The organism is Rheinheimera baltica DSM 14885, from assembly GCF_000425345.1.
In the GTDB taxonomy this organism is placed as follows: domain Bacteria; phylum Pseudomonadota; class Gammaproteobacteria; order Enterobacterales; family Alteromonadaceae; genus Alishewanella; species Alishewanella baltica.
In genome coordinates, this window is the sequence record NZ_AUDG01000048.1 from 12,669 (window position 1) to 33,654 (window position 20,986).

15 protein-coding genes are annotated in these 20,986 nt (G+C 47.8%); 6 read left to right on the plus strand and 9 right to left on the minus strand.

Annotation, left to right across the window (positions count from 1 at the left end; translation table 11 throughout):
• Positions 1-154: 154 nt before the first annotated feature.
• The 4 genes from H595_RS23540 to H595_RS0114730 all read right to left on the minus strand — a co-directional run bounded on the left by H595_RS23540 (position 155) and on the right by H595_RS0114730 (position 5,999).
• Positions 155-1,861: a serine hydrolase domain-containing protein gene (locus H595_RS23540; protein WP_051219926.1), complete on the minus strand. Its 1,707-nt coding sequence runs from the start codon at positions 1,859-1,861 to the stop codon at positions 155-157.
• 128 nt (positions 1,862-1,989) lie between these two features.
• A complete protein-coding gene (locus tag H595_RS0114720) occupies positions 1,990-2,892 on the minus strand; it encodes a helix-turn-helix domain-containing protein (RefSeq protein WP_156885993.1) in 903 nt (300 codons plus the stop codon).
• Between the two features lie 414 nt (positions 2,893-3,306).
• Positions 3,307-3,906, minus strand: a complete 600-nt coding sequence (locus H595_RS0114725; protein WP_027671895.1) for a redoxin domain-containing protein — start codon at positions 3,904-3,906, stop codon at positions 3,307-3,309.
• A gap of 41 nt (positions 3,907-3,947) precedes the next feature.
• Positions 3,948-5,999, minus strand: coding sequence for a protein-disulfide reductase DsbD family protein (locus H595_RS0114730; protein WP_037054948.1), 2,052 nt, complete (start codon positions 5,997-5,999; stop codon positions 3,948-3,950).
• A gap of 225 nt (positions 6,000-6,224) precedes the next feature.
• On the opposite strand from H595_RS0114730, the gene H595_RS0114735 reads away from it, so the two are divergent.
• The 4 genes from H595_RS0114735 to msrA all read left to right on the plus strand — a co-directional run bounded on the left by H595_RS0114735 (position 6,225) and on the right by msrA (position 12,214).
• Entirely contained in the window at positions 6,225-8,468 is a 2,244-nt protein-coding gene (locus H595_RS0114735; RefSeq protein ID WP_027671897.1) for a TonB-dependent receptor, read from the plus strand.
• A 131-nt stretch (positions 8,469-8,599) separates the two neighbouring features.
• Positions 8,600-9,694, plus strand: coding sequence for an acyltransferase family protein (locus tag H595_RS0114740; protein WP_027671898.1), 1,095 nt, complete (start codon positions 8,600-8,602; stop codon positions 9,692-9,694).
• A 35-nt stretch (positions 9,695-9,729) separates the two neighbouring features.
• Complete coding sequence (gene ltaE / locus H595_RS0114745; protein WP_027671899.1) at positions 9,730-10,812, plus strand: low-specificity L-threonine aldolase; 1,083 nt, start codon at positions 9,730-9,732, stop codon at positions 10,810-10,812.
• A gap of 109 nt (positions 10,813-10,921) precedes the next feature.
• Positions 10,922-12,214 (plus strand): peptide-methionine (S)-S-oxide reductase MsrA, encoded by a 1,293-nt coding sequence (gene msrA, locus H595_RS0114750; RefSeq protein WP_084153611.1) that lies wholly within the window; start codon positions 10,922-10,924, stop codon positions 12,212-12,214.
• Here the strand turns inward: msrA and H595_RS22520 are convergent.
• The 3 genes from H595_RS22520 to ppc all read right to left on the minus strand — a co-directional run bounded on the left by H595_RS22520 (position 12,211) and on the right by ppc (position 17,345).
• On the minus strand, positions 12,211-13,572 hold the full coding sequence (locus tag H595_RS22520; protein WP_051219927.1) for a mechanosensitive ion channel family protein: 1,362 nt from the start codon (positions 13,570-13,572) through the stop codon (positions 12,211-12,213). The genes msrA and H595_RS22520 overlap by 4 nt on opposite strands.
• 61 nt (positions 13,573-13,633) lie before the next feature.
• Positions 13,634-14,521, minus strand: coding sequence for a DMT family transporter (locus tag H595_RS0114760; protein WP_051219928.1), 888 nt, complete (start codon positions 14,519-14,521; stop codon positions 13,634-13,636).
• Positions 14,522-14,714: 193 nt separating this feature from the next.
• A complete protein-coding gene (gene ppc, locus H595_RS0114765; protein ID WP_027671902.1) occupies positions 14,715-17,345 on the minus strand; it encodes a phosphoenolpyruvate carboxylase in 2,631 nt (876 codons plus the stop codon).
• 189 nt (positions 17,346-17,534) lie between these two features.
• Between ppc and H595_RS0114770 the strand changes: the two genes are divergently transcribed.
• Entirely contained in the window at positions 17,535-18,230 is a 696-nt protein-coding gene (locus H595_RS0114770; RefSeq protein WP_027671903.1) for a VC0807 family protein, read from the plus strand.
• On the opposite strand, the gene H595_RS0114775 is transcribed toward H595_RS0114770, so the two are convergent.
• Positions 18,217-19,053, minus strand: a complete 837-nt coding sequence (locus H595_RS0114775) for an ion transporter (RefSeq protein WP_027671904.1) — start codon at positions 19,051-19,053, stop codon at positions 18,217-18,219. The two genes, H595_RS0114770 and H595_RS0114775, sit on opposite strands and share 14 nt — an antisense overlap.
• Positions 19,054-19,150: 97 nt before the next feature.
• Positions 19,151-20,122, minus strand: coding sequence for an integron integrase (locus H595_RS0114780; RefSeq protein WP_027671905.1), 972 nt, complete (start codon positions 20,120-20,122; stop codon positions 19,151-19,153).
• A gap of 235 nt (positions 20,123-20,357) precedes the next feature.
• On the opposite strand from H595_RS0114780, the gene H595_RS0114785 reads away from it, so the two are divergent.
• On the plus strand, positions 20,358-20,663 hold the full coding sequence (locus tag H595_RS0114785; RefSeq protein WP_027671906.1) for a hypothetical protein: 306 nt from the start codon (positions 20,358-20,360) through the stop codon (positions 20,661-20,663).
• Positions 20,664-20,986: the final 323 nt, after the last annotated feature.

Here is a 20,986-nt window from a genome sequence, read left to right on the forward strand (position 1 = left end):
TTATCACGCCAAATGGTTGTAGGTAGCGTTATGTTTTGCCAAATTTATTTCCAATTATCAGCGACCACCAACAGAACAAAACGCCGCTCATTCATCGTACGAATGTAACACCGCCATCTCGCTGGCGGTGGTTAACCTAGAATCGTATTCCCTGTTAATTTACTTTTTCAAATTTAAGCTTATTGATAAGCGTTCCAGATACCTCTAGTGCCGCTACTTGGGATACATTATTACGAATAAATTTTGCCCGAAGAAAGAAGCCGGTATTTCCAGAAAAAGTATTGGTATCGAATGGCGTCAAATACACTTCACTTCGCAAGTTTTTGGCTTTAAGTTGATTGTCTTCCAGCACCAGTTCATAAGTGGTATCTAACTCCTGGCTGTAATAGCGTCCTGTAAATTCAGTCAAATTGACAGATTCAGCATTAATCGAGGGAATTGCTACCCGCTCCCCAACCAAGGTCTGGCCACCATAAATGCCTTCAACAAGGGTAATTTTCTCTACGTTTTTAGTGTTAACTGCACCAAATCTTAATTTACGCCCTTCATCGCCAAAACTGAATTCATTGTCAGCCAAATGGGTTAAGGGCTGCTTGGCTCCCCCCATTATCTGTAAATAAAGCTGTGTGCCATCTTGGTTAATGCTGTAAATAAGCCCGCCTAATAATTCAAAATCACCGGTATAACTTGCTAATGTCTCAGTTGACAATGCTGAGGTGCTCAGCCGTTTCTGGGGTAACGCTGACAAATAAAAATCAGCAATGTCGTAGGCGATATTCAGTGGATTGAGATAAGGCATATTAGCCAGCACCACGACTGATAGTTTTTCACTGGGCATTCTTAGCAAAAATGTTCTATAGCCCGCTATTGTGCCACCATGACCCATTGCTTCAATGCCACGATGTTTATCTATTACCTGCCCGAACGCATAATTTATGGTCTCGCCATTATTAAATACATTCGGTGTTTTCATTTGTTGAATAACAGCAAGGTTACCCACTTTTGGCTGTTCAAAGTTGACTGCCCATTTGGCTAAATCTTTAACCGTAGTGGTTAAACCTGTTGAACCGACCATATCTGACAGCAATACACTTTTAGCAAAACCATTAGTAGTGCGCCGGTAGGAATAGGCTTTGTTTTTAATCACTGCGCGATAGTTAGCTGGAAAAGCACTGTTGGTCATTCCCAGCGGTTTAAAAATGCGATTTTGTGTGAACTCTGCAAAAGATTGTCCTGAAACGCGACTCACAATTTCAGCTAATAAAAAGTAACCTGAATTACTGTATTCAAACATCTCACCCGGTGTGAAATTTAAATTTTTTTGCATGCTAAGCAGTTTTAATGCCTGTGCTTGGGTTGCAATGTCATCACTTTGCCACCCGGCTAATTCAAGCATCACTCCTTGCTGACGCAAACCACTAGTATGATGTAATAAGTGTCTTAAGGTGATTTTATGGCCAAGATCAGACAGCTCAGGCAGGTATTTAGTTACTTCGTCATCAATTGATAATTTCCCCTCATCTGCTAATAACAAAATTGAGAAGGCGGTAAATTGTTTAGAAATTGAAGCGACTTCAAATACCGTGTCAGGCGTAATCGGAATGCCGTATTCAAGGTTTGCCAGTCCAACTCCTTTGCTGTAGACCAACTCACCATCTTTTACTACAGCAACGGCTAACCCAGGTAAGGTAGTACTCGCCCATCTTGCTAAATATTGATCTACTTTTTCTGCTGCATTTTTTTGTGCAGTTACTGCCTGAAGTTCAGTTAGTAACCGGTACTCAGATTGAGCGGCGAATACATTTAGGGTTAAACAGCTACAAATTAACAGTGTGATACAACGGATGTGGTAGAACATCATGCTAGAAAGCCCCCATATATTAAATCTAATCACAATTTAGTCTTAATGTTTGAATGACTCGACCGACTAAAAAAAGTCGAACCAATTAGCATGAAACATTTGGTTCGACTTTTAGCAACCACATGGTTTTAATGGTTTTTTTTGCTTAAATGATTTTTACGATATTGGGTAGGAGTAAAGCCTGTATGGTTTTTAAAGGCAGTATTAAAAGAGGATTTTGAATTAAAACCAACCTGATACAAAATTTCCAGCACAGTGAGTTTTTGTTTTGTGGAGTCTTGAAGCAATTTGGCGGCTGCATCAATTCTATAGCGATTAATAAAATCAAAAAAGTGTTGGCCCATTTTATGGTTGATCAAGATTGACAGTTCTTTAGATGGAACCTGCATTTGTGCCGCCAGTGTTTGTAACGTAAGGGACGGGTCTAAATAAGGCGCTTCTTTTTGCATATACTCTTTAACCCGCTTAGTTTCTGGGGAGTCATCGTCAATAGGCGTCTTTAACTTGCTGGCAATAGTTCCCTTTTGCTGTTTTACTAAGGTTTCAACTAGCTGCAACTCGCCATCTATACCGCGAAATAATTCTGGAGACGATAGCGCCTTTAACACAAACCATGTGATCACGGATAAAGCCGATACTCCTACGGCCAACTGAAGCCCCTGAAATAACTGGTTGTATGCGGTAAAAGAAATCACTTCTTTGACAGTAGCTAATGAACCCGCAATAACAAAAACAACGGTCAGTTGCCCCAGCCAACGGTAGCTTTGATTGCTGTGCTCAGTATAGTTCTGTCGATAAATACGCTTAAATCTTCGCAAGGTAAAAGCGACTAAAAGGATATAACCTAACCATTGCATACTGCTGGCCAGCGACAACCAGCCAGGCTGACTAAGTTCAAAAACGGCTAAAAAATTAACGACCAAAAAAGGAATGCCATGCAGCAAATGGCTAAGCTTTAACCTGAAGTTTTTATAACAAATTGCCAATACATACAAATAGAACACGGGCATTTCAAGAAATGAGAATGACATTCGGAACAGTTCTAACGCATAGGTACCCGGCAAAAGTAACCATATAAACCAACCACTCAGGTTAAGGGCTGTGAGGGTTAGGAATAACGCAAAAAGACGATTCGCCAGTTTGTTGTGTGTATTGACGCTCAACAAAAAACTGGCCAAAAGCAACAAAACAAAGACACATAACACGCCAATTACATTAATTAACTGCAATTTTTAGCTTCCAATGAATGAGCATGACAATCCACTTATGTCATGCTGAACAATAAGGCTCTAAAGTAATTACATTAGGAACCAGTACTAAGTTTTTTACAGGGTAATATAGATAGGAGGGCCGAACAACGACACTGGCTTTAAAGAAGTAACGTCCGGTACAGCAGTACGCTCTTTAGCACCGCTGTACCGGTTATGTTTTAGTAGTGTTAAAACCTAGTACTTCACACTACAACCGTACGGCTTTGTAATGGCCGGATCAGGTGTATTTCCGACCAGCACAGCGTTTGCTGCGTTAGCAAATAATGGGGTGGCCTTAGCAATATCGTCTACCTTAGCCGAGGGAATACTGTCGATACCGCCCATGTATTGCAACACACCGGCTTTGTCGATCACGTACATATGTGGCGTGGTTTTAGCATCATAGGCTTTACCTACCACACCCGTTTCGTCAAATACAACTGCCGTAGGCGCCGCATTTCGGCTAGCGGTTAGCTCGTCCGCTTTAGCACCACTAACATGGCCCTGCTTGCCCGGTGCTGAAGAAATGACACTTAACCACACCACGTCGCGTGCAGTCATATCCGCTTGCAATGCCTGCATGTTGCCGCTGTAGTGCTTTACAACAAACGGGCAGTCATGGTTGGTCCATTCCAGCACCACATTTTTCCCCGCAAAATTTTTTAAACTATGGCTGTTGCCCTTGGAATCTACCACGGTAAAGTCCGGGGCGGGTGCACCTATCTGTGGCGCTGCCGCTACACCTAAAGAAAAACATGCCGCTGCTGCAGCCAGGACCAGTTGACGTAATTTCATAGTATTACTCCTGTTTAACATGGCCTGCCAGGCCGTTAGGGTTACCGACTTACCCGCTGTAAAGTTTGCGCTAAGGTGTCGGGTGTTAAAATTTGTGGCAGCACTTCTGGTGGCTGCCCCGGCCAATACAACACATATAATGGCACACCATCACGCTGATACAGGCGCAGATATTCTGTAATGGCAGCGTCACGCAGTGTCCAGTCGCCTTTTAAATAGGTTACATCGTACAGTGCCAGCGCGGCTTTGCTACTTTCAGTATTCAATGCCACGCGCTCGTTTACCAAACACGTAATGCACCAGTCTGCTGTCATATTCACCAGTACAGGCTTACCCTCGGCGCGCAGTTGTTTAAGCGTGTCACCTGACCATGGCTGCCAATGCTCCGCACCAGCTGCATCTTGCTGTGGCATTTTAGCTGGCGCAAAAGCCGGTATAGTCAGTGCGGCTAACACTAACAGCAGCGCCACTGAAGCCGTTACTTTGCCTGCCAGCGCCAGTTGCGTTCGGCCCCACAGCCAACACGCCGCGGCAATACACACCACACCAATCAGTAACAGCGACTGCGCATCCACGCCGCTTTGCCGGCCATAAACCCACAACAACCACACTGCACTTAAATAAAGTGGGTAGGCCAGCCACTGTTTCACCGTATCCATCCAGGCGCCGGGCTTGGGCAGCCGTTTAGCAAAACCGGGCACGAAGGCTAATAACAAAAACGGTAACGCCATACCCACACCCAACGCAGCAAACACTAATACTGCGCCAAATGCACTTTGAGTTACCGCATAACCCAGCGCCGAGCCCATAAAAGGCGCTGTGCAGGGGCTGGCTACAACAACGGCCAGCACACCGGTAAAGAATGCGCCCTTTCCACCTTGTGCAGTAACCAGTGAGCTACCAGCATTCATTAACCCTAAACCAAATTGCACAACACCGGATAAACTTAGCCCCAGTGCAAACAGTAAGTACACCAGCAATGCCACTATATACGGGCTTTGCAGCTGAAAGCCCCACCCTACAGCGGCGCCAGCGCTACGCAGTGCAATTAGCACTATCGCCAGGGTGACAAAGCTAACCACCACACCTGCGCTATAAAATAACGCATCACGTTTTTGCTGCTGATGCTGCTGGCTATTTGCGGCAATGCTTAATGCCTTAAGTGATAACACCGGAAATACACAGGGCATCAGGTTCAGTATCAAACCACCTGTGGCAGCCATCAATAAAATTAGCCACAACCCAGTGTCAGTTTGCTGCCCTCCTGTAATGATAATTTCAGTTGTCTCAGGTCCACTTTGCGTAAGTAACACACTGTAGGCTGCAGTATCATTTACCAGCACCAGTTCAATTTGAGCTGCTACGCCAGAGTAGTAGGTATTAAGTGGCTGTTGCAGCAAAAGCTGGTCACCTTGCTGGCTAATAAGCTGAGCGCCGGCATGGTCAACCAATTCCGAAGCGGCAACAAAGAAACCGGTAATTTGGGTACTGGGTTGCCAGTCGATCACCGCAGAAAAGGCACCACCAGAGGTATCAAACCGACCATTAACATTGAGCGGTTGTGGTAATTGTTGCTGTGCCTGGGTAAACAATGCCTGATAATCAGCGGCAGCAATCGCCTCGCTCGCCACTGGCAGGCTAAGGCTAAATTGCGCTTCGGCAGGAATGCATATTTCTTCACAGACTAACCAATCTGCCTGCAACTGAATATCAATAGTTTCGGCCGTGTAATCAGCAGGAATTCGTAATTCTGACAGCAAAATAGTGCTGCCCTCAAAACCATAATTTACCAATGGCGGTACCGAAATTGCCTGCGGTGTAGGCCATTGTATATCGCCGACGCTGACCCCCTCTGGCAACTGCCAGGTTAGCCGGGTAGGTAACCCGGAGTCGCCGGGGTTTTGCCAATAAGTGTGCCAGTGTGCGTCTGGAATAAAGTGCAGCGCCAGCTGCCCCTTTTGTCCAGCGCGCACTTGCTGAAATTCACTTACCAGCTCTGCTTGTAGATGCTTTGCTGTTTGCCAGCCCGAGCTCGACGCCAAGGCCGCAACACTAAACCAGCTACATAGCAGGGCAAAAACGATGAATCGCATGACACTCTCTTTTATTGCAGTTATCTCAGCTACGAGCCTACACAACTTTGGCTCACCGCGTTGATAAAATATACGTTAATTAACGCTAAATTGAGCAATTTGAGCGACAAACTGCTATATTAGCTTGGTTTATCTGGGCGAAGTACTGTGGTCACTCCAGTCATTATTTCGTTACAGAACACCTAAATTTAATTATTTTAAACCACCAACTAAAGGTTCACCTTAATGACGCTATTTACCAAGTCTGTGTTGTCAGTGGCTGTGAATGCCGCCCTGTTTAGTGCCGCTGTTGGTCTTTCTCCGGTGCTAATGGCACAGGAAAGTGACAAAGATCAAAACGCTAAACAGCAGGAACTGGAAACCATTACTGTTACTGCGCAAAAGCGCAGCCAAAGTATTCAGGAAGTGCCAATTTCAATTGCCACCTTATCAGGTGAGAAATTTGATGCCATTTTTTCGTCAGGCGATGACATCACAGCATTAGCCATTAAGGTACCAGGCTTGTATGCAGAAACCTCTAATGGCCGTGCTGCGCCGCGTTTTTATATTCGTGGTTTAGGCAACACCGACTTTGACTTAGCCGCGTCACAACCGGTATCCATTATTATGGATGAAGTGGTAATGGAAAACGTGATTTTAAAAAGCACGCCATTATTTGACGTACAGCAGGTTGAAGTCATCCGTGGCCCACAAGGTACGTTATTCGGCCGCAACACCACGGCTGGTATTATCAAGTTTGACAGCGTAAAGCCCCGCCAAGAGTATGATGCTTACGTCAAATCAACTGCTGGCACCTTGGGCATGTTTAACCTTGAAGGCGCAGTAGGTGGCGGGTTAACGGATGAGTTATCAGCGCGTATCTCTTTATTATCGCAGCACCGCAGTAACTGGATAGACAACAGCTTTACCAACGAAAGTGATGTGATGGGCGGTTACAACGAACGTGCTGGCCGGCTGCAGTTTTTATATGAAGGCAATGCAGTAGATGCCTTATTTAATGTGCACACCCGCAACTACGACGGTACATCCAGTATGTTCCGTAAAAACATTTTGTCGCCAGGCAGCAACGACCTTAACGGCAACTATGACCGCGACACCGTGGCCTATGATGCTCCAGGGCGCAACAGACAAAGCTATGATGCCTGGGGTTCGTCGTTAAAACTTGATTTCCAGCTCGAAGGCATGACTTTAACCAGCATTACCGCCATTGAAATGGCAGACGGCGGTGGTATCGGCGATATCGACGGCGGTAACCCAGATCAAGCTGGAGACGCCACCGTAGGCAATGCGGTAACGGAAGATCAACTGCGTGATTTAGAGCAACGCACGCAAGAAATTCGTTTAGCCAGCGACACTGACGGGCCACTGAGCTGGCAAGTTGGTGGTTTTTACTTTGACTCTTCCTTTGGTGTAAACAGTATTGATGGCTTCTTTGGTGCTACCGAAGTTTTCCATGGTAATACCAGCTGGGCATTGTTTGGTCAATCCTCGTACAAAGTGAACGACAAACTGGATGTGACTGCGGGCGTACGCTACACCGACGACGAAAAAACCTTCTCTGTAGGCCAGCAAAACGTCGATGGTTTTGCCTTGGTTATTGGCTTTGCACAAATTCAAGATTATGACCCTATTAAAGTTACGGATGACAATATCAGCTGGGAATTAAGCGCCAATTACCGCTTAACCGACAAAACCAGCTTATTTGCCCGCGTTGCTGATGGCTTCCGCGCGCAATCTATACAAGGTCGTGATGTGGCCTTTGAAGCGCCACCGTCAGTGGCTGACTCAGAAACCATTATGTCTTATGAAATTGGTGCTAAATCTGACTTGCTTGACAATACACTGCGCTTAAACGGCGCCCTGTTTTACTACGTGATTGACGATATTCAGTTATCAGCAATTGGTGGCGAAACACAAGGTAACCAGCTGATTAACGCTAATAAAGGTGTTGGCTACGGCTTCGAATTCGACTTCGACTACCGGGTATTGCCTAACCTGAGTGTTGGTGGTGGTTTTAGTTACAACAACACAGAATTACAGGACGATACTTTAACCGTAGCGCCATGTGGTTCAGGCATGTGTACCGTACTGGACCCTCGCAATGCGCAAGATCTGGCATTAATCGATGGCAACCCATTTCCGCAAGCACCAGAAACCATTCTAACCTTAAACGCACGCTATGACTTCCCAATAGAAAGTGGCGAAGTCTATGTGTACGGCGATTATCAATTACAGGGTAAAACCAACCTGTTTTTGTACGAGTCTGCTGAGTTTAAATCCAATAACAACTATGAAGCTGGTTTACGCGTAGCCTATATCAACTACGATAATAACTACGAAGTAGGCGTGTTTGGCCGCAATATTACTGATGCAGATAACCTAAAAGGTGCCATCGACTTCAGTAACCTTACCGGCTTTGTAAACGAGCCACGCACCTTTGGTGTCGACTTTAAGATAAGTTTTTACTAAACACTTATTTGCAACACTTGTTCGTATAGTATTCAGGGCAGTTTATACTGCCCTTTTTTATCATCAAGCTTATTTGCGAAAGGCCTATCCTTATTTGGCCCGTGCAAATTGTTACAGGGAGTAACAATAGCATGCAACACAGCAGTAACCGAATCGACTATCTTGATGCGATGAGAGCGGTGTTAATGATGCTGGGCATCATTTTACACAGTGCACACCTGTATAACCCCAGCCATAAATGGCTTCTTCATGAACCACAAAGCCAGCCGTTCTTTTACTACCTGATTGAAGTAATCCGGGTATTTCGTATGCCGGCCTTTTTTGTTGTATCAGGGTTTTTCTGCGCCATGCTAATACAGCGTTACGGCTCTGAGCCATTTATGCAGTCGCGTTTAAAAAAGTTACTGGTGCCGTTGCTGGTTAGCGCGGTAACGCTGAATGTAATGCAGGCGTTCTTACTACAGCAATTTGGCTGGCTACCCGAAGCGGTTATACCCTACTTGCTACATGGCGGCTGGGTACAACATCTTTGGTTTTTGCTGGATTTATTGGTTTTTGTGTTTCTGTTGTATTTAGGCTATCGCCTGCCAAGAGCGCGACAAGAGCTTCAGCGCCTGAGTGCTAAAACCATTAGTACATTACCGTTACTAGTGTTGATTAGCTTACTGCCATTGTATCCACTGGCTATGATTGTGCTGAATAAACTGGGCTTACCCATGTATCATGCCTGGTTCGGCGTCATGGGCATATATGAGTTACTGTACAACTTACAGTTTTTTCTGTTTGGCTTGATGCTATATAGCAGCCCGAAGTGGCTGACACAGTTTAGCAATGTAAGGCTACGTTATGGCACGCCTGCATTGATTACGCTTATTGCGCTGCATTATTTCAGCGCCAGCCTAACGGGGGTAGTTGGGCAAGTGTTAGCCATTTACTCTAACACTTTGCTTTGCTGGCTCAGTATTGCGCTGTGCTTCACGGTGTTTAATCGCCTGGTAACACATAGCAGTGCACACTGGCGCTTTTTATCCGAAGCATCGTACACGGTGTACTTGTTTCATCACTTTATTGTCATTGCATTAGGGCTAAGCATAATGCAGACAGGATTACCGCCGGTGGTGGGCTACAGCTTGGTAGTTATCGCAACACTGTTGCTAACTTTGGCTATTCATCGGTATGTTATCGCGCCTAGCCGTATTTTACGTTTGGGCTTTAACGGCAAATAACTTACTGGCAATGCAATGTGATAAAGGACACCTTGATGGCTGATTTTCGCAGCGACACCGTTACCCAGCCTTCATTGGCAATGAAAGAACGCATGTTTAACGCGCCATTAGGCGACGACGTGTTTAACGACGACCCCACCACGTTAGCGCTACAACAACATGCTGCTAACATGCTGGGTTTTGATGCCGCCTTGTTTGCACCCAGTGGCACCCAAACCAATTTAATTGCCATGATGAGCCATTGCCAGCGCGGTGACGAAGCCATTGTTGGCCAGCAGTGGCACACCTACAAGTGGGAAGCCGGCGGCATGGCGGTGTTGGGGTCCATTCAACCACAGCCACTTGAACTACTAGCCGATGGCACCCTGCTACTTAGTGATATTGCCGCAGCGATAAAACCTGATGACCCACACTTTGCCCGCACTCGCTTAATTGTTATTGAAAACACCGTTGGCGGTAAAGTGCTGCCACTGAGTTACATGCGTGATGTGGCAGCGCTGGCGCAAGAGAAGCGTTTAGCCTGCCATATAGATGGCGCCCGGCTAATGAACGCTGCCGTTGCGCTGGCATCGCAACACGGCTTAACACCGCAACATATGGCGCGCGAACTGTGTAGCGGCTATGACTCGGTGAGTTTGTGTTTATCAAAAGGCTTGGGTTGCCCGGTTGGCTCTTTGTTGCTGGGCTCGACCGACTTTATTAACCGCGCCAAACGTGTACGCAAAATGCTTGGCGGCGGTATGCGCCAAACAGGTATCTTAGCGGCAGCCGGTTTATTTGCGCTGGAGCACAATATCGACAGACTGGCAGAGGATCATGCTAACTGTAAACGTTTAGGCGATGGTTTAACGGCGCTAGTCACGCAACTGCCTGCGCTAAGGGGCCAGCTACAGGTGTTACCGGTACAAACCAATATTCTGTTTACTGACATCAGCATCGCGCTGGCAGATAAGCTTTTGCCTTATTTGGCCGACCGTGGTGTACAACTTACCGCCAGCAATTATCAAAGTGCTAACGGCGCTATTCGTCGCGTACGTTGGGTATGCCATTTAAATATTAGCAGCAGCGATGTTGAACAAACGCTACAGGCAGTGGCAGACTTTGCCGAAAAGTACTAACAAACACGGGTAAGAACCGGTTCAATTCCTACTCTGTCGTTGAAAGCCAATGCACCTTTTGCCTGTCTAATACGTATAACGGTTCACGTATTGACAGGCAGAGGTTCAAATGTCGCTTCTAAGATTATTCCGTACATTCAGTAAAACCAGTGCTTTAGTGGCTATACTGGCTCAATTTTCAGTACAGGCCGATAGCAGCATGCCTGCAACCGTGCACACTGAAACCATCGTAGTGGGTGCGGGGTGTTTTTGGGGTGTGGAAAAGCGCTTTGAAGCCATGCCCGGTGTTATTAATGCGGTATCGGGCTACGCCGATGGCAATGGTGTTGCCCCAACGTATAGTGCTATTACGCAGCGCGCCAACAAAATGAACCCGAACAACCATGCCGAAGTGGTACAAATTAGCTTTAATCCGGCGCAAATTAGCCTTACCACCGTGCTACAGCGTTACTTTGAAATGCATGACCCAACCCAGTTAAACCGTCAGGGCAATGACGTTGGCACTCAATACCGCTCAACTATTCTCACTAACAGTCAGGAGCAGTTTGATATTGCCCAGCAAGTAAAGGTGCAATACCAACCTCTGCTAAGCAAAGCGGGCTATGGTGAAATCACTACCAAAATTAAGCCGCTGCAACAATTTTTCCCGGCCGAACAATATCATCAAGACTACATCGCCAACAATCCAAATGGCTATTGCCCGGACCACAGTACCGGCGTGCGCTTTGAGCCAGAGGTAAAAACTCAGTTGGCTAAAGTTGACAATAACGCGCTAAAAAACGGCAAACACATTCTGGTTATTGACTCAGAAAGCTACTGCCCCTACTGCGAAAAATTTAAAGCCGACGTTGCCAGTAAATACAACGGTGATATCCCGTTGCATTTTCGTTATGCCAACCAGCTTGAAGGTTTAACATTGAAAACCGCAACCTGGGCCACACCCACCATTATTTTGCTTGAAAACGGCAAAGAGGTGTTTGGCCGTCAGGGTTACTTAGCTCCTGAGCAGTTCTACCTGCTGCTGGGTAAGTTTAAGCTCGGTGACAGTGAAGCCTTTAATGTGGCGTTTGACGAAGGCACAGATGGTCGCTTTTGCCAGCAGTATGAGATATTTAAAAACACCCCCGAGGGCGTTTTTATCGACAAACTGAGTGGTGCGGCATTGTTTGACACTAAAGACCGCTTTGATTCAGGTACCGGTTGGTTGTCGTTTACCAAGCCAGTAGCGGATGCGGTCATTGAAAAGCCGGATAACCGCTATGGCATGCGCCGCACGGAAATTCGCGCCAAAGTGTCCGGCATTCATTTAGGCCATGTGTTTAACGACGGCCCCGGAGGTTTGCCACGATATTGCATTAATGCCACGGTACTGGATTTTGTGCCACGCCAGCAGGGAAGTTAACTTTTAGTCGTCTTGGCTGCCGCTTTGCCACCGGGTAACAGGTTTTCTTCTTCAGAGTGCTGTAAATCATCCTGAACCTGTTGCTCAATGGTAGTGTCGGCACTGACATCCACCGTAGCTATTGATGTTGCGCTGGCTGGCACATCAATGGCTGTTAGAGCTGTGGCTGCAGGCGTCGCCGCCGCGTGGTCCGCTGCCACCGGCATTTCCGCCATATGAATACGGTAAATCGGTTCTGGCATTTCAATTCCGGCCTTGTCAAAGGCGGCTTTCACCAGCCGGATGGCTTCGCTACGGGCTTTCAAAAAGTCAGTATCACGCTGATCAACCCAGGCCAGCACGCGCACGGTAACGGTGCTGTCGCCCAGTTCCTGCACCAGCACCCGTGGTCTGGGGTCGGCTAAAATACCGGTCATCTGCTGCAAGGTAGCAATAGCCAGTTGTCGCACCACCACCAAATCCAGGTCCACCGACACGCCGACGCTAAATTCAAACCGGCGCAGCGGGTTACGGCTAAAATTGGTCATGGGCGAAGTAATAATCTGGCTGTTGGGAATGCGCAAATGGTTGCCATCCAACGTCATTAGTACCGTATCACGTGAGGTTAAGCGCACCACGCTGCCGCTCATGGAATCAACCTGAATAAAATCGCCGATGGCAAACGGGTTGCGGGTGCTGAGTAACACGCCTGCAAGATAGTTTTCGACGATATTGCGAAAAGCAAAACCCAGCGCAATACCAATTACCCCAGCCACGCCCAGCACGGCACTGACCAACGCGGTAGCATCCAGCAGCTCCAGCGCGATCAATATGCCAATACTGGTAATAATTAAGCGCACAAAGCGCATACCGAGGTTTGTGGCAAGCTCACTCAGCCCCAGCCTACGCAGTAAGGCGCCACGTTGTGACAGCCAACTGCCTGCCAGCCAGAACAGCACTATTGAAAGCAGCGCCAGCAGCAGCAACGGCAGCATTTGCACAGCATTCGTCAGCATTTCGCCAAATTTGTCGACAGCCGGCGCTAAACGCGAACGCAGCGCCACCGGCTCCTGTAGCTGGTTTTGTACATGCACCACGCCTTGCAGGCGGTTAGCAATATCTGCCGCAGCAGTTTTAAGCTGTGCCGTGTTAACCTCGCCCTTTAATGTCAGCACCCCGGCCTGCACGCTAACTTCAACCGTTTCCATACCCGCTATCGCTGCCGAAATAGCCCGAAATCGCGCTGCAATGGCCTCGTCCTGTGGTGCATTTATCACCTGTATCGCCGCTGTTTGGCTGTCGCTCTCTCCCTGCGCCGGCATGGCCATGCTGTTATCGGGCAGGCAACACACTAGCAATGCCAGTAGTAAGGCTTTCATCCGCTCTCCGGTTTTGCTTTATTAAACAATATGCTAACTATAGCAGCCAGCTCGACAGCAGTTATAACTGGACGCTGGCCGGCCGCACTATTTCCGGTAGTGCGGCTTTGTGCCGTCGTGCCAGCAATAAGCCGGTGAGGATAATCAGCAGCACGCCGCCCAGTTGCAGCGGGGTCAGGCTTTCGTTAAACAGCCACCAGCCGGCCAGTATTACCGTAACCGGCTCTAAATATGCCAGCGTGGCATACACCCGGGTGGGCAGATGCTGCAGCGCGATAATGGCGCAATAAATGGCAATAAAACCGGGAAAGATACCCGCCAGCGCTATCCACAACACATCATCGGTTGTGGGCATGTTCATGCCGGTTAAAAACGGCAGCACACAACAAGCGCCTATAATCAGCTGATAAAAGGTGCGCTGCAATTGTGAATGCGCCGGTAGCGAGCGGCGGTTTAGCAGTAGAAAGCTGCTGTAAGCACATAGCGACATTAACCCCAGCAACAAGCCGGGCAGCTGCGTAGTGTCCAGTACCAAATCGAACTTAAACTGCTGCAGCATGGCAAAGCCGAAAAACGACAGCACAATCAGGCTGGCATCGGTCAAATCGAGGGTTTCGTTCAGCAGCCAGTGGGCGATAAAGGCCGACAGCGGCGGCGCTAAATATACCAACATAATGGCGTTGGCCAGGCTGATATAGCTAATGGCTGATAAAAAGCTCAGCATAAAACTGGCCAGCAGCACGCCGTTTAGCGCCATACGCCAGTCGGGCTTGCCTTTTAGCAGCGCAAGCCGGCCACTTAGGCCAACAAACAACAGCAAACACAGCGCACCCACCGCCAGCCGGTAAAAGGTTAACTCAGCCGCAGCAAGGCCACTAAAGCGGGCAATAATGCCACTGCTGGCCATCGCTACCGCAGATACCAACGCCAACAGCGCGTATACACCCATACTGAATTCACATCCTGAGTAGCAAAGGGATGGGCCTTACTCTAAACCGACCGTTGCAGGCCTGGATGGCCGAATCGAGCCTACAGGGACGTATTTACGGCGTGCCGGTGTGAGTAAGTCCTATCCCGCAGTTAATAACCGACAGATTATGCCGGTTATATCTGTTACTAACGAGTAGCCAAGCCGCTTTTGTTTAACCAGAATTTCGCATACCGGCTGCGATACCCGCGATAGTCACCATTAGCGCACGGCTTATCATTGGGTTTACCCGCTCTGGCTGGTGTCGCACACGGTGTAACAGCTCTGCCTGCAAGATATGCAGCGGATCAACATAGGTGTTGCGTAACATAATAGACTCGCGGATCCAGCTCTCTTTCGACATTAGCGTATCGCTGTGGATCAGCTTTAACAATAACGCCCTATCAGCCGCCAATTGCGCGCGTAGGCTGTCACCTAAATGCTTCAACTCATCCGGTACTAATACCTTGTCGTAGTAAGCGGCAATGTCGGTGTCTGCTTTTAAAAATACCATTTCCAGCATTGACATACGGGTAGCAAAAAACGGCCATTGCTGCTGCATTTCATCCAGTAATGCCGTTTTATCCTGCGCTGCGGCATTGGCGAGCGCATTACCTGCACCTAACCAGGCGGGCAGCATCAGGCGATTTTGCGACCAGGCGAAAATCCATGGAATAGCGCGTAAACTTTCTACGCCACCAGTAGGGTTGCGCTTTGCTGGTCGGCTACCCAATGGCAGTTGACCAAGCTCCTGCTCTGGCGTTGCCGCGCGAAAATAAGGCACAAAATCGGCGTTATGCCGCACCACAGCACGATAAGCCTCGCACGAGTCACTGGCCAATTGCTGCATTAAATCGCGCCAGCTTTGTTTGGGCACCGGCGGTGGCAGTAATAACCCTTCCAATACCGCACTGGCATACAACGCCAAGCTGCGCTCCGCTAACTTAGGTAAACCAAATTTAAAGCGGATCATTTCGCCCTGCTCGGTTACCCGCAAGCCGCCGGTTAACGAGCCAGGTGGTTGCGATAAAATAGCGGCATGCGCCGGACCGCCGCCACGGCCAATGGTGCCGCCACGGCCGTGGAACAAGGTTAACTGCACCTTAGCCTGCTGACAAATAGCCACTAAGGCTTCCTGCGCACTGTATTGTGCCCAGGCAGCAGCAAACACACCAGCGTCTTTGGCGGAGTCAGAGTAGCCAATCATCACTTCCTGTTTGCCGTTAATATAACCGCGATACCAGTCAATGCTAAGCAAGCGCTGCATACAATCTGGCGCATTTTGCAAATCACTTAAGGTTTCAAACAACGGCGCCACCGGCATGGCAAAGCTAATACCGGCTTCTTTTAATAACAGCTGCACAGCAAGTACATCAGACGGCTTACCTGCCATGGAAATTACATAAGTACTAAGTGCTTCACTACCATGACGGGCCACAATCTCGCAGGTATCCAGTACTTCTTGTACGTCAGCTCCCGGCTGCCAGTTTTTCGGAAATAACGGCCTGCGGTTAGCTAATTCGGCTAACAAAAATGCCTGGCGGGCGCTTTCATCCCAGGCGGCGTAATCGCCCAAGCCTAAATGCTGCGTCAGCTCGCTAAATACCTGAGCATGACGACCTGCGTCTTGCCTGATATCCAGCTTTAACAGCGTTAAACCAAAGGCATAAGCCCGGCGTACGGTATCGAGTAATTTACCATTGGCAATCACCTGCATACCGCAATCAAGTAACGATTGGTAACACAACAGCAGAGGCTCAAGCAGCTGGGAATTATGCCAGACCAAATCTTGTGGGCGCTGCAGCCGGTCATGCTTTAACGCTTCCGTTAACCAGTCACGGGTTTGCAACAAGCCAGTACGCAGTTTGTTTAGCACCAGACGGTAGGGCTCACTCACGTCACCGGCAACGTCTTTTAATGCCGCATTGGCTTGATACATCGACAATTCACTGCTGAGCAGATCTAAATCCTGCGCGAATAAGTCAGCGGCTTTCCAGCGACTGAGTAATAACACCTGCCGGGTGACTTTAGACGTAACAAAAGGGTTGCCGTCACGGTCACCGCCCATCCAGGAAGAAAACTTTACGGGTGCAGCATCCAGTGCCAGGCCCTTACCTACACTGGCAATAAGCTTGGTATCCAGCTCACGTAAGAAGTCGGGAATGGCTTGCCATAGCGAGCTCTCAATAACTGCAAAGCCAGATTTCGCTTCATCTACCGGCGTGGGTCGTTGCTCACGAATTTCGTTAGTATGCCAGGCTTGAGCAATCAGCTCACTTAAGCGCAGTTCAACTTTTTGCTGCTGCACAGCCGTTAGCTCCTGTTCCAGCTCGGTTAAACAGGCCGCAATTTCTGTAAGTTTATGAATTAAGGTGCGCCGTGATACTTCAGTCGGGTGCGCCGTTAACACCAGCTCTATTGATAAGCTAGCTACGGCTTTTTCAACGTTGGCACCGTCCAGCTGTTTATCCTGCAGTAAACTGAATAACTCTTGCAGCGGCTCAGGTTTTTCTATGCTGGCATGGCCAATACGGCTAATTGTATGGTGTTGTTCCGCCAGGTTAGCTAAATTTAAAAATTGCGCAAAGGCACGTGCCACCGGCAGCAACTCATCGTCGCTCAGGCTGCGCAGTACCTGCTTCAGTTTATCGGCTTGCAGCTCCTCGCCCTGACGTGCGGCTTTCGATAACAAGCGAATTTGCTCAACCCGCTCCAGCAATGCATCACCTAACTGTCCGCGAATGGTGTCGCCCAGCTTGGTGCCCAGTAAGCCAACGTTGGCTCTTAATGCTGCGTAATGGTCCATATTTATTGCCTCTGTCGCCTCGTGTTGCACCACCCTAGCGCGATATCAACTGGTACTCAACATTGATTGTTTACAAAAGCGGCAACGAAATTGGTAAGACCAAATTACAACGATCCCCGTGCAATTCCCGTTATGCACTAAATAAATAGTTGCTATACTGCCTCATCGTATTCTTCGGCAGACGCTACAATGGCAACAGAAATAACAACCAAGAAATCTGGTTTTTTCAGCAACCTGATTATTAATGTAATTATTCCAGCAGTGGTGTTAAGCCGGTTAAGTGGCGACGATATGCTCGGCCCGGTATGGGCTGTAGTCGTGGCATTGGCGTTTCCGCTGTTGTTTGGTGTGTGGGAGTTAAAGCAATCTGGCAAAGTGAATTTTTTCTCGGTGTTAGGCATTATCAGCGTGATGCTGACTGGCGGTATTAGCTTATTGCAGCTTGACCCCGCCTATATCGCCATTAAAGAGGCGATGATCCCGGCAATCATTGGCATTATCGTGTTGGTTAGCCAGTATACGCCCTACCCGCTGGTGAAAAAGCTGCTTATAAACCCTGAATTGCTCGATACTGAAAAGCTTTACCAAACCCTGGCCAGTAACGACAACCGGGTAGAGTTTGAACACCGTATGGCAAAAGCAGGTTATATCGTCGCGGCGTCATTTTTTATGTCTTCTGCGCTTAATTATATTTTGGCCAAAGCCATTGTAGTAAGCCAGCCCGGCACCACAGCGTATGCTGAAGAGCTGGGCCGCATGACATGGTTAAGTTATCCGGTAATCGTGCTACCCAGCACGGTAATGCTATTTGGCGCCATAATTTATATGTTCCGTCAAATTGGTAAACTTACCGGCCAGTCGCTGGAAGATTTTATTCTTCAGTAGGTTTTTTAATCTGTTGCCGCAGCAGCTGTAACTCTTGCTGCAAAAGCTGCATTTGAGTCAATAATTGCTGCTGCGTGGCCGCATCGGCATCATGCTCTGCCTGATGCTCTTCATCGTGCATGCTTTGTACCGCGTTAACAATAACGGCAATAAACAAATTCAGCATGGTAAAGGTAGCAATAAGAATAAACGGCACAAAAAAGGCCCAGGCATAAGGAAACTCTGCCATAACAGGCCGGGCAATCCCCATCGACCAGCTTTCCAGTGTCATTATTTGGAATAAGGTATACAGCGACAACCACAAGCTACCAAACCACTCTGGAAACTCCTGGCCAAATAGCTTGGTTACCATCACCGCGGCCACGTAGTAGATTAAGCCCAGCACCATGGCAATAGACAGCATGCCGTTAAGAGACTGGATAAGCGCACCAACAATTTTACGCATTGACGGTACAAAAGTAAGCACCCGCAAAACCCGCAATACTCGCAGCGCCCGCAGCACCGCAAAAGGCCCACTTGCCGGCACTAACGCGATACCTACCACGATAAAATCAAACACACTCCAACCATCTTTAAAAAACGCCAGCCGGTGCACGAATAAGCGGATAGCAATTTCCACCACAAACACCACCAGTATCGCCTTATCCAGCGCAAGCAAATACTGCCCTGCTGAGGCCATGACTTCAGGCATCGTTTCCATACCCAGTATCACGGCATTAATTAAAATCAATGCCAGCAAAATACGCTGTACAGTGTTGTTTTCAATAAACTTCCGGCAACGTTGACGCAACGTTAGCACGGGCATCACGGTTTCATTGCTCATACGGCTACCTTAAACAGAAGAAGTGGCTAAATTGGCGCTATTGTATGTCAGTGGTAATGGCCGTCAATGGCTGTTTAGTTAAAGCATCAATAGGTGTTTAAACCAGGTGTGATAACGGGCTTTTTACCGCATTGCCGCCTTGTTTCAGCACATGGGTGTAAATTTGTGTGGTTTTAACGTCAGTATGGCCAAGCTGCTCTTGCACGGTGCGAATATCCATGCCCGCCTCAAGTAAATGGGTAGCAAAAGAATGTCGTAAAGTGTGGCAGCTAACTTGCTTATCAATAGCAGCCTTTTTACTGGCGACACGCACCGCTTTTTGTAATGAGGTTTCGTCAACATGATGCCGGCGCCATACATTAGTCTGCGGGTCGATACTTAAGCGGACTGAAGGAAAAAGGTATTGCCAACCCAACTCTTTGGGTGCTGCCGGGTATTTGCGCGCCAACGCAAACGGCAACCATACACCAGCAAATTCAGTTGTTTGCATGTCTTGCTGATAAAACGCGTCAACCAAACGGATTTGCCGGCGTAATGGCTCAACTAACTCCGGCGCCAGGGTTACCCGCCGATGCTTGCCACCTTTGCCATGCCAAACCATTAGCGATAAATAGTCAAAATCGATAGCGTTAACTCTAAGCCTTACGGCCTCCATTAGGCGTAGGCCACTGCCGTAAAGTAGTTGCGATAACAGTAGATAGTGCGGGTCAAGACAGGCTAAAAGCTGCTTAATCTCGGCCTTAGTTAGTACCACGGGTAACTTTCGCGGTTTAGCCGCCTGATTAAAATTAAGGCTCAATGTCAGCGGCTGTTTGATAATTTCTTTATATAAAAAGCTTAATGCATTAAGCGCCAACGCCTGGGTTTGCACGGCAACATTTCGGTTAACGGCAAGATGGGTTAAAAACTGCTCCACATGCTCATTTTGTAAGTCTTTAGGATGCTGTTTTTTGTGAAATAAAATAAAAAATTTTATCCAATGTAGGTACGTTTCAACGGTGCGCTTAGCATAGCGCCGGGTATACATCTCCTCAGCGACGTATTGCAAAAATGGTGATCGTTCCGACATAGCAACACTCCAAAATTATACTGTTTAAGTATACAGTTATTTTTGAATTGTCAAATTTGCCTTATTAGGCGGGTCGACCCGTATTTTCTGCCGGCACTAAGCCCGAAACGTCCTCATCTCATTGTGTTTTTTATAAATGCCCAGTAATCTATTGCACATTAAATTTACAAATACGGGTCAACCCGTATTTAAACACGGGCCGACCGGCCTAATAAGCGTTATGTGACTCGATAAGATGAAACTACCAACTAAGAATGACATCATCATCGGCAGCGTATTACTGATTGTTGGGGTATTGCTATTGGCCTTTTTGCCAAAATTCTCAGATGCTGGCTGGTACGCAATATTTTTTGGAATAGCAGTGTATATTTTTCCGGGACCGCAGCTTAGAGAACGCTATAAACAAACTGAAGAATCAAAAGAGCGTTGGCGGCAGAGTGCCAAAGCTGAGAGTTCAAAAAACTTAAGCTGGTGGGCATCGCCATTCCCGTGGGCTTTATTAATCTGTTTTGTGGTGGTTGCTTTTGCAATCGTCACATAATAAACAAGGATAGGTCGCGCGCAGCCGCGACTTAATCCTGTTGTTGGACAAGCCCGGTGTTTGAGTTTTCTGCTTATATAGTAGATATATCGATTGCAGCCTGAGTGGCTTTATTTGCGTTGGCTAGCGGCAGTAAATTGGGGGCGAGTTTAGCCATGATCGCCTGTTTTGCCAACAGCAATCTGTTTCTTCTGTTTTGTGTCGTTTAGCCGTTATTCACCTCCTGGTTCAGTGTTTTCACCACGGGTGGGGCGCATCCTGTGCCTTGGCGCATTCCTTTGCTTAGTTGGTTCGTTTTACATGCGCCGTTTGCGTGTCTGTTG

What these genes read in the sequence shown, in the direction of transcription:
- ltaE (WP_027671899.1), top strand. Translation starts at nt 9,730, where the DNA reads ATGGCTGATTTTCGCAGCGACACCGTTACCCAGCCTTCATTGGCAATG.
- H595_RS0114730 (WP_037054948.1), bottom strand. Translation starts at nt 5,999, where the DNA reads ATGCGATTCATCGTTTTTGCCCTGCTATGTAGCTGGTTTAGTGTTGCG.
- H595_RS0114740 (WP_027671898.1), top strand. Translation starts at nt 8,600, where the DNA reads ATGCAACACAGCAGTAACCGAATCGACTATCTTGATGCGATGAGAGCG.
- H595_RS0114785 (WP_027671906.1), top strand. Translation starts at nt 20,358, where the DNA reads ATGAAACTACCAACTAAGAATGACATCATCATCGGCAGCGTATTACTG.
- ppc (WP_027671902.1), bottom strand. Translation starts at nt 17,345, where the DNA reads ATGGACCATTACGCAGCATTAAGAGCCAACGTTGGCTTACTGGGCACC.
- msrA (WP_084153611.1), top strand. Translation starts at nt 10,922, where the DNA reads ATGTCGCTTCTAAGATTATTCCGTACATTCAGTAAAACCAGTGCTTTA.
- H595_RS22520 (WP_051219927.1), bottom strand. Translation starts at nt 13,572, where the DNA reads ATGAAAGCCTTACTACTGGCATTGCTAGTGTGTTGCCTGCCCGATAAC.
- H595_RS0114720 (WP_156885993.1), bottom strand. Translation starts at nt 2,892, where the DNA reads ATGTCATTCTCATTTCTTGAAATGCCCGTGTTCTATTTGTATGTATTG.
- H595_RS0114725 (WP_027671895.1), bottom strand. Translation starts at nt 3,906, where the DNA reads ATGAAATTACGTCAACTGGTCCTGGCTGCAGCAGCGGCATGTTTTTCT.
- H595_RS0114770 (WP_027671903.1), top strand. Translation starts at nt 17,535, where the DNA reads ATGGCAACAGAAATAACAACCAAGAAATCTGGTTTTTTCAGCAACCTG.
- H595_RS0114780 (WP_027671905.1), bottom strand. Translation starts at nt 20,122, where the DNA reads ATGTCGGAACGATCACCATTTTTGCAATACGTCGCTGAGGAGATGTAT.
- H595_RS0114775 (WP_027671904.1), bottom strand. Translation starts at nt 19,053, where the DNA reads ATGAGCAATGAAACCGTGATGCCCGTGCTAACGTTGCGTCAACGTTGC.
- H595_RS23540 (WP_051219926.1), bottom strand. Translation starts at nt 1,861, where the DNA reads ATGATGTTCTACCACATCCGTTGTATCACACTGTTAATTTGTAGCTGT.
- H595_RS0114735 (WP_027671897.1), top strand. Translation starts at nt 6,225, where the DNA reads ATGACGCTATTTACCAAGTCTGTGTTGTCAGTGGCTGTGAATGCCGCC.
- H595_RS0114760 (WP_051219928.1), bottom strand. Translation starts at nt 14,521, where the DNA reads ATGGGTGTATACGCGCTGTTGGCGTTGGTATCTGCGGTAGCGATGGCC.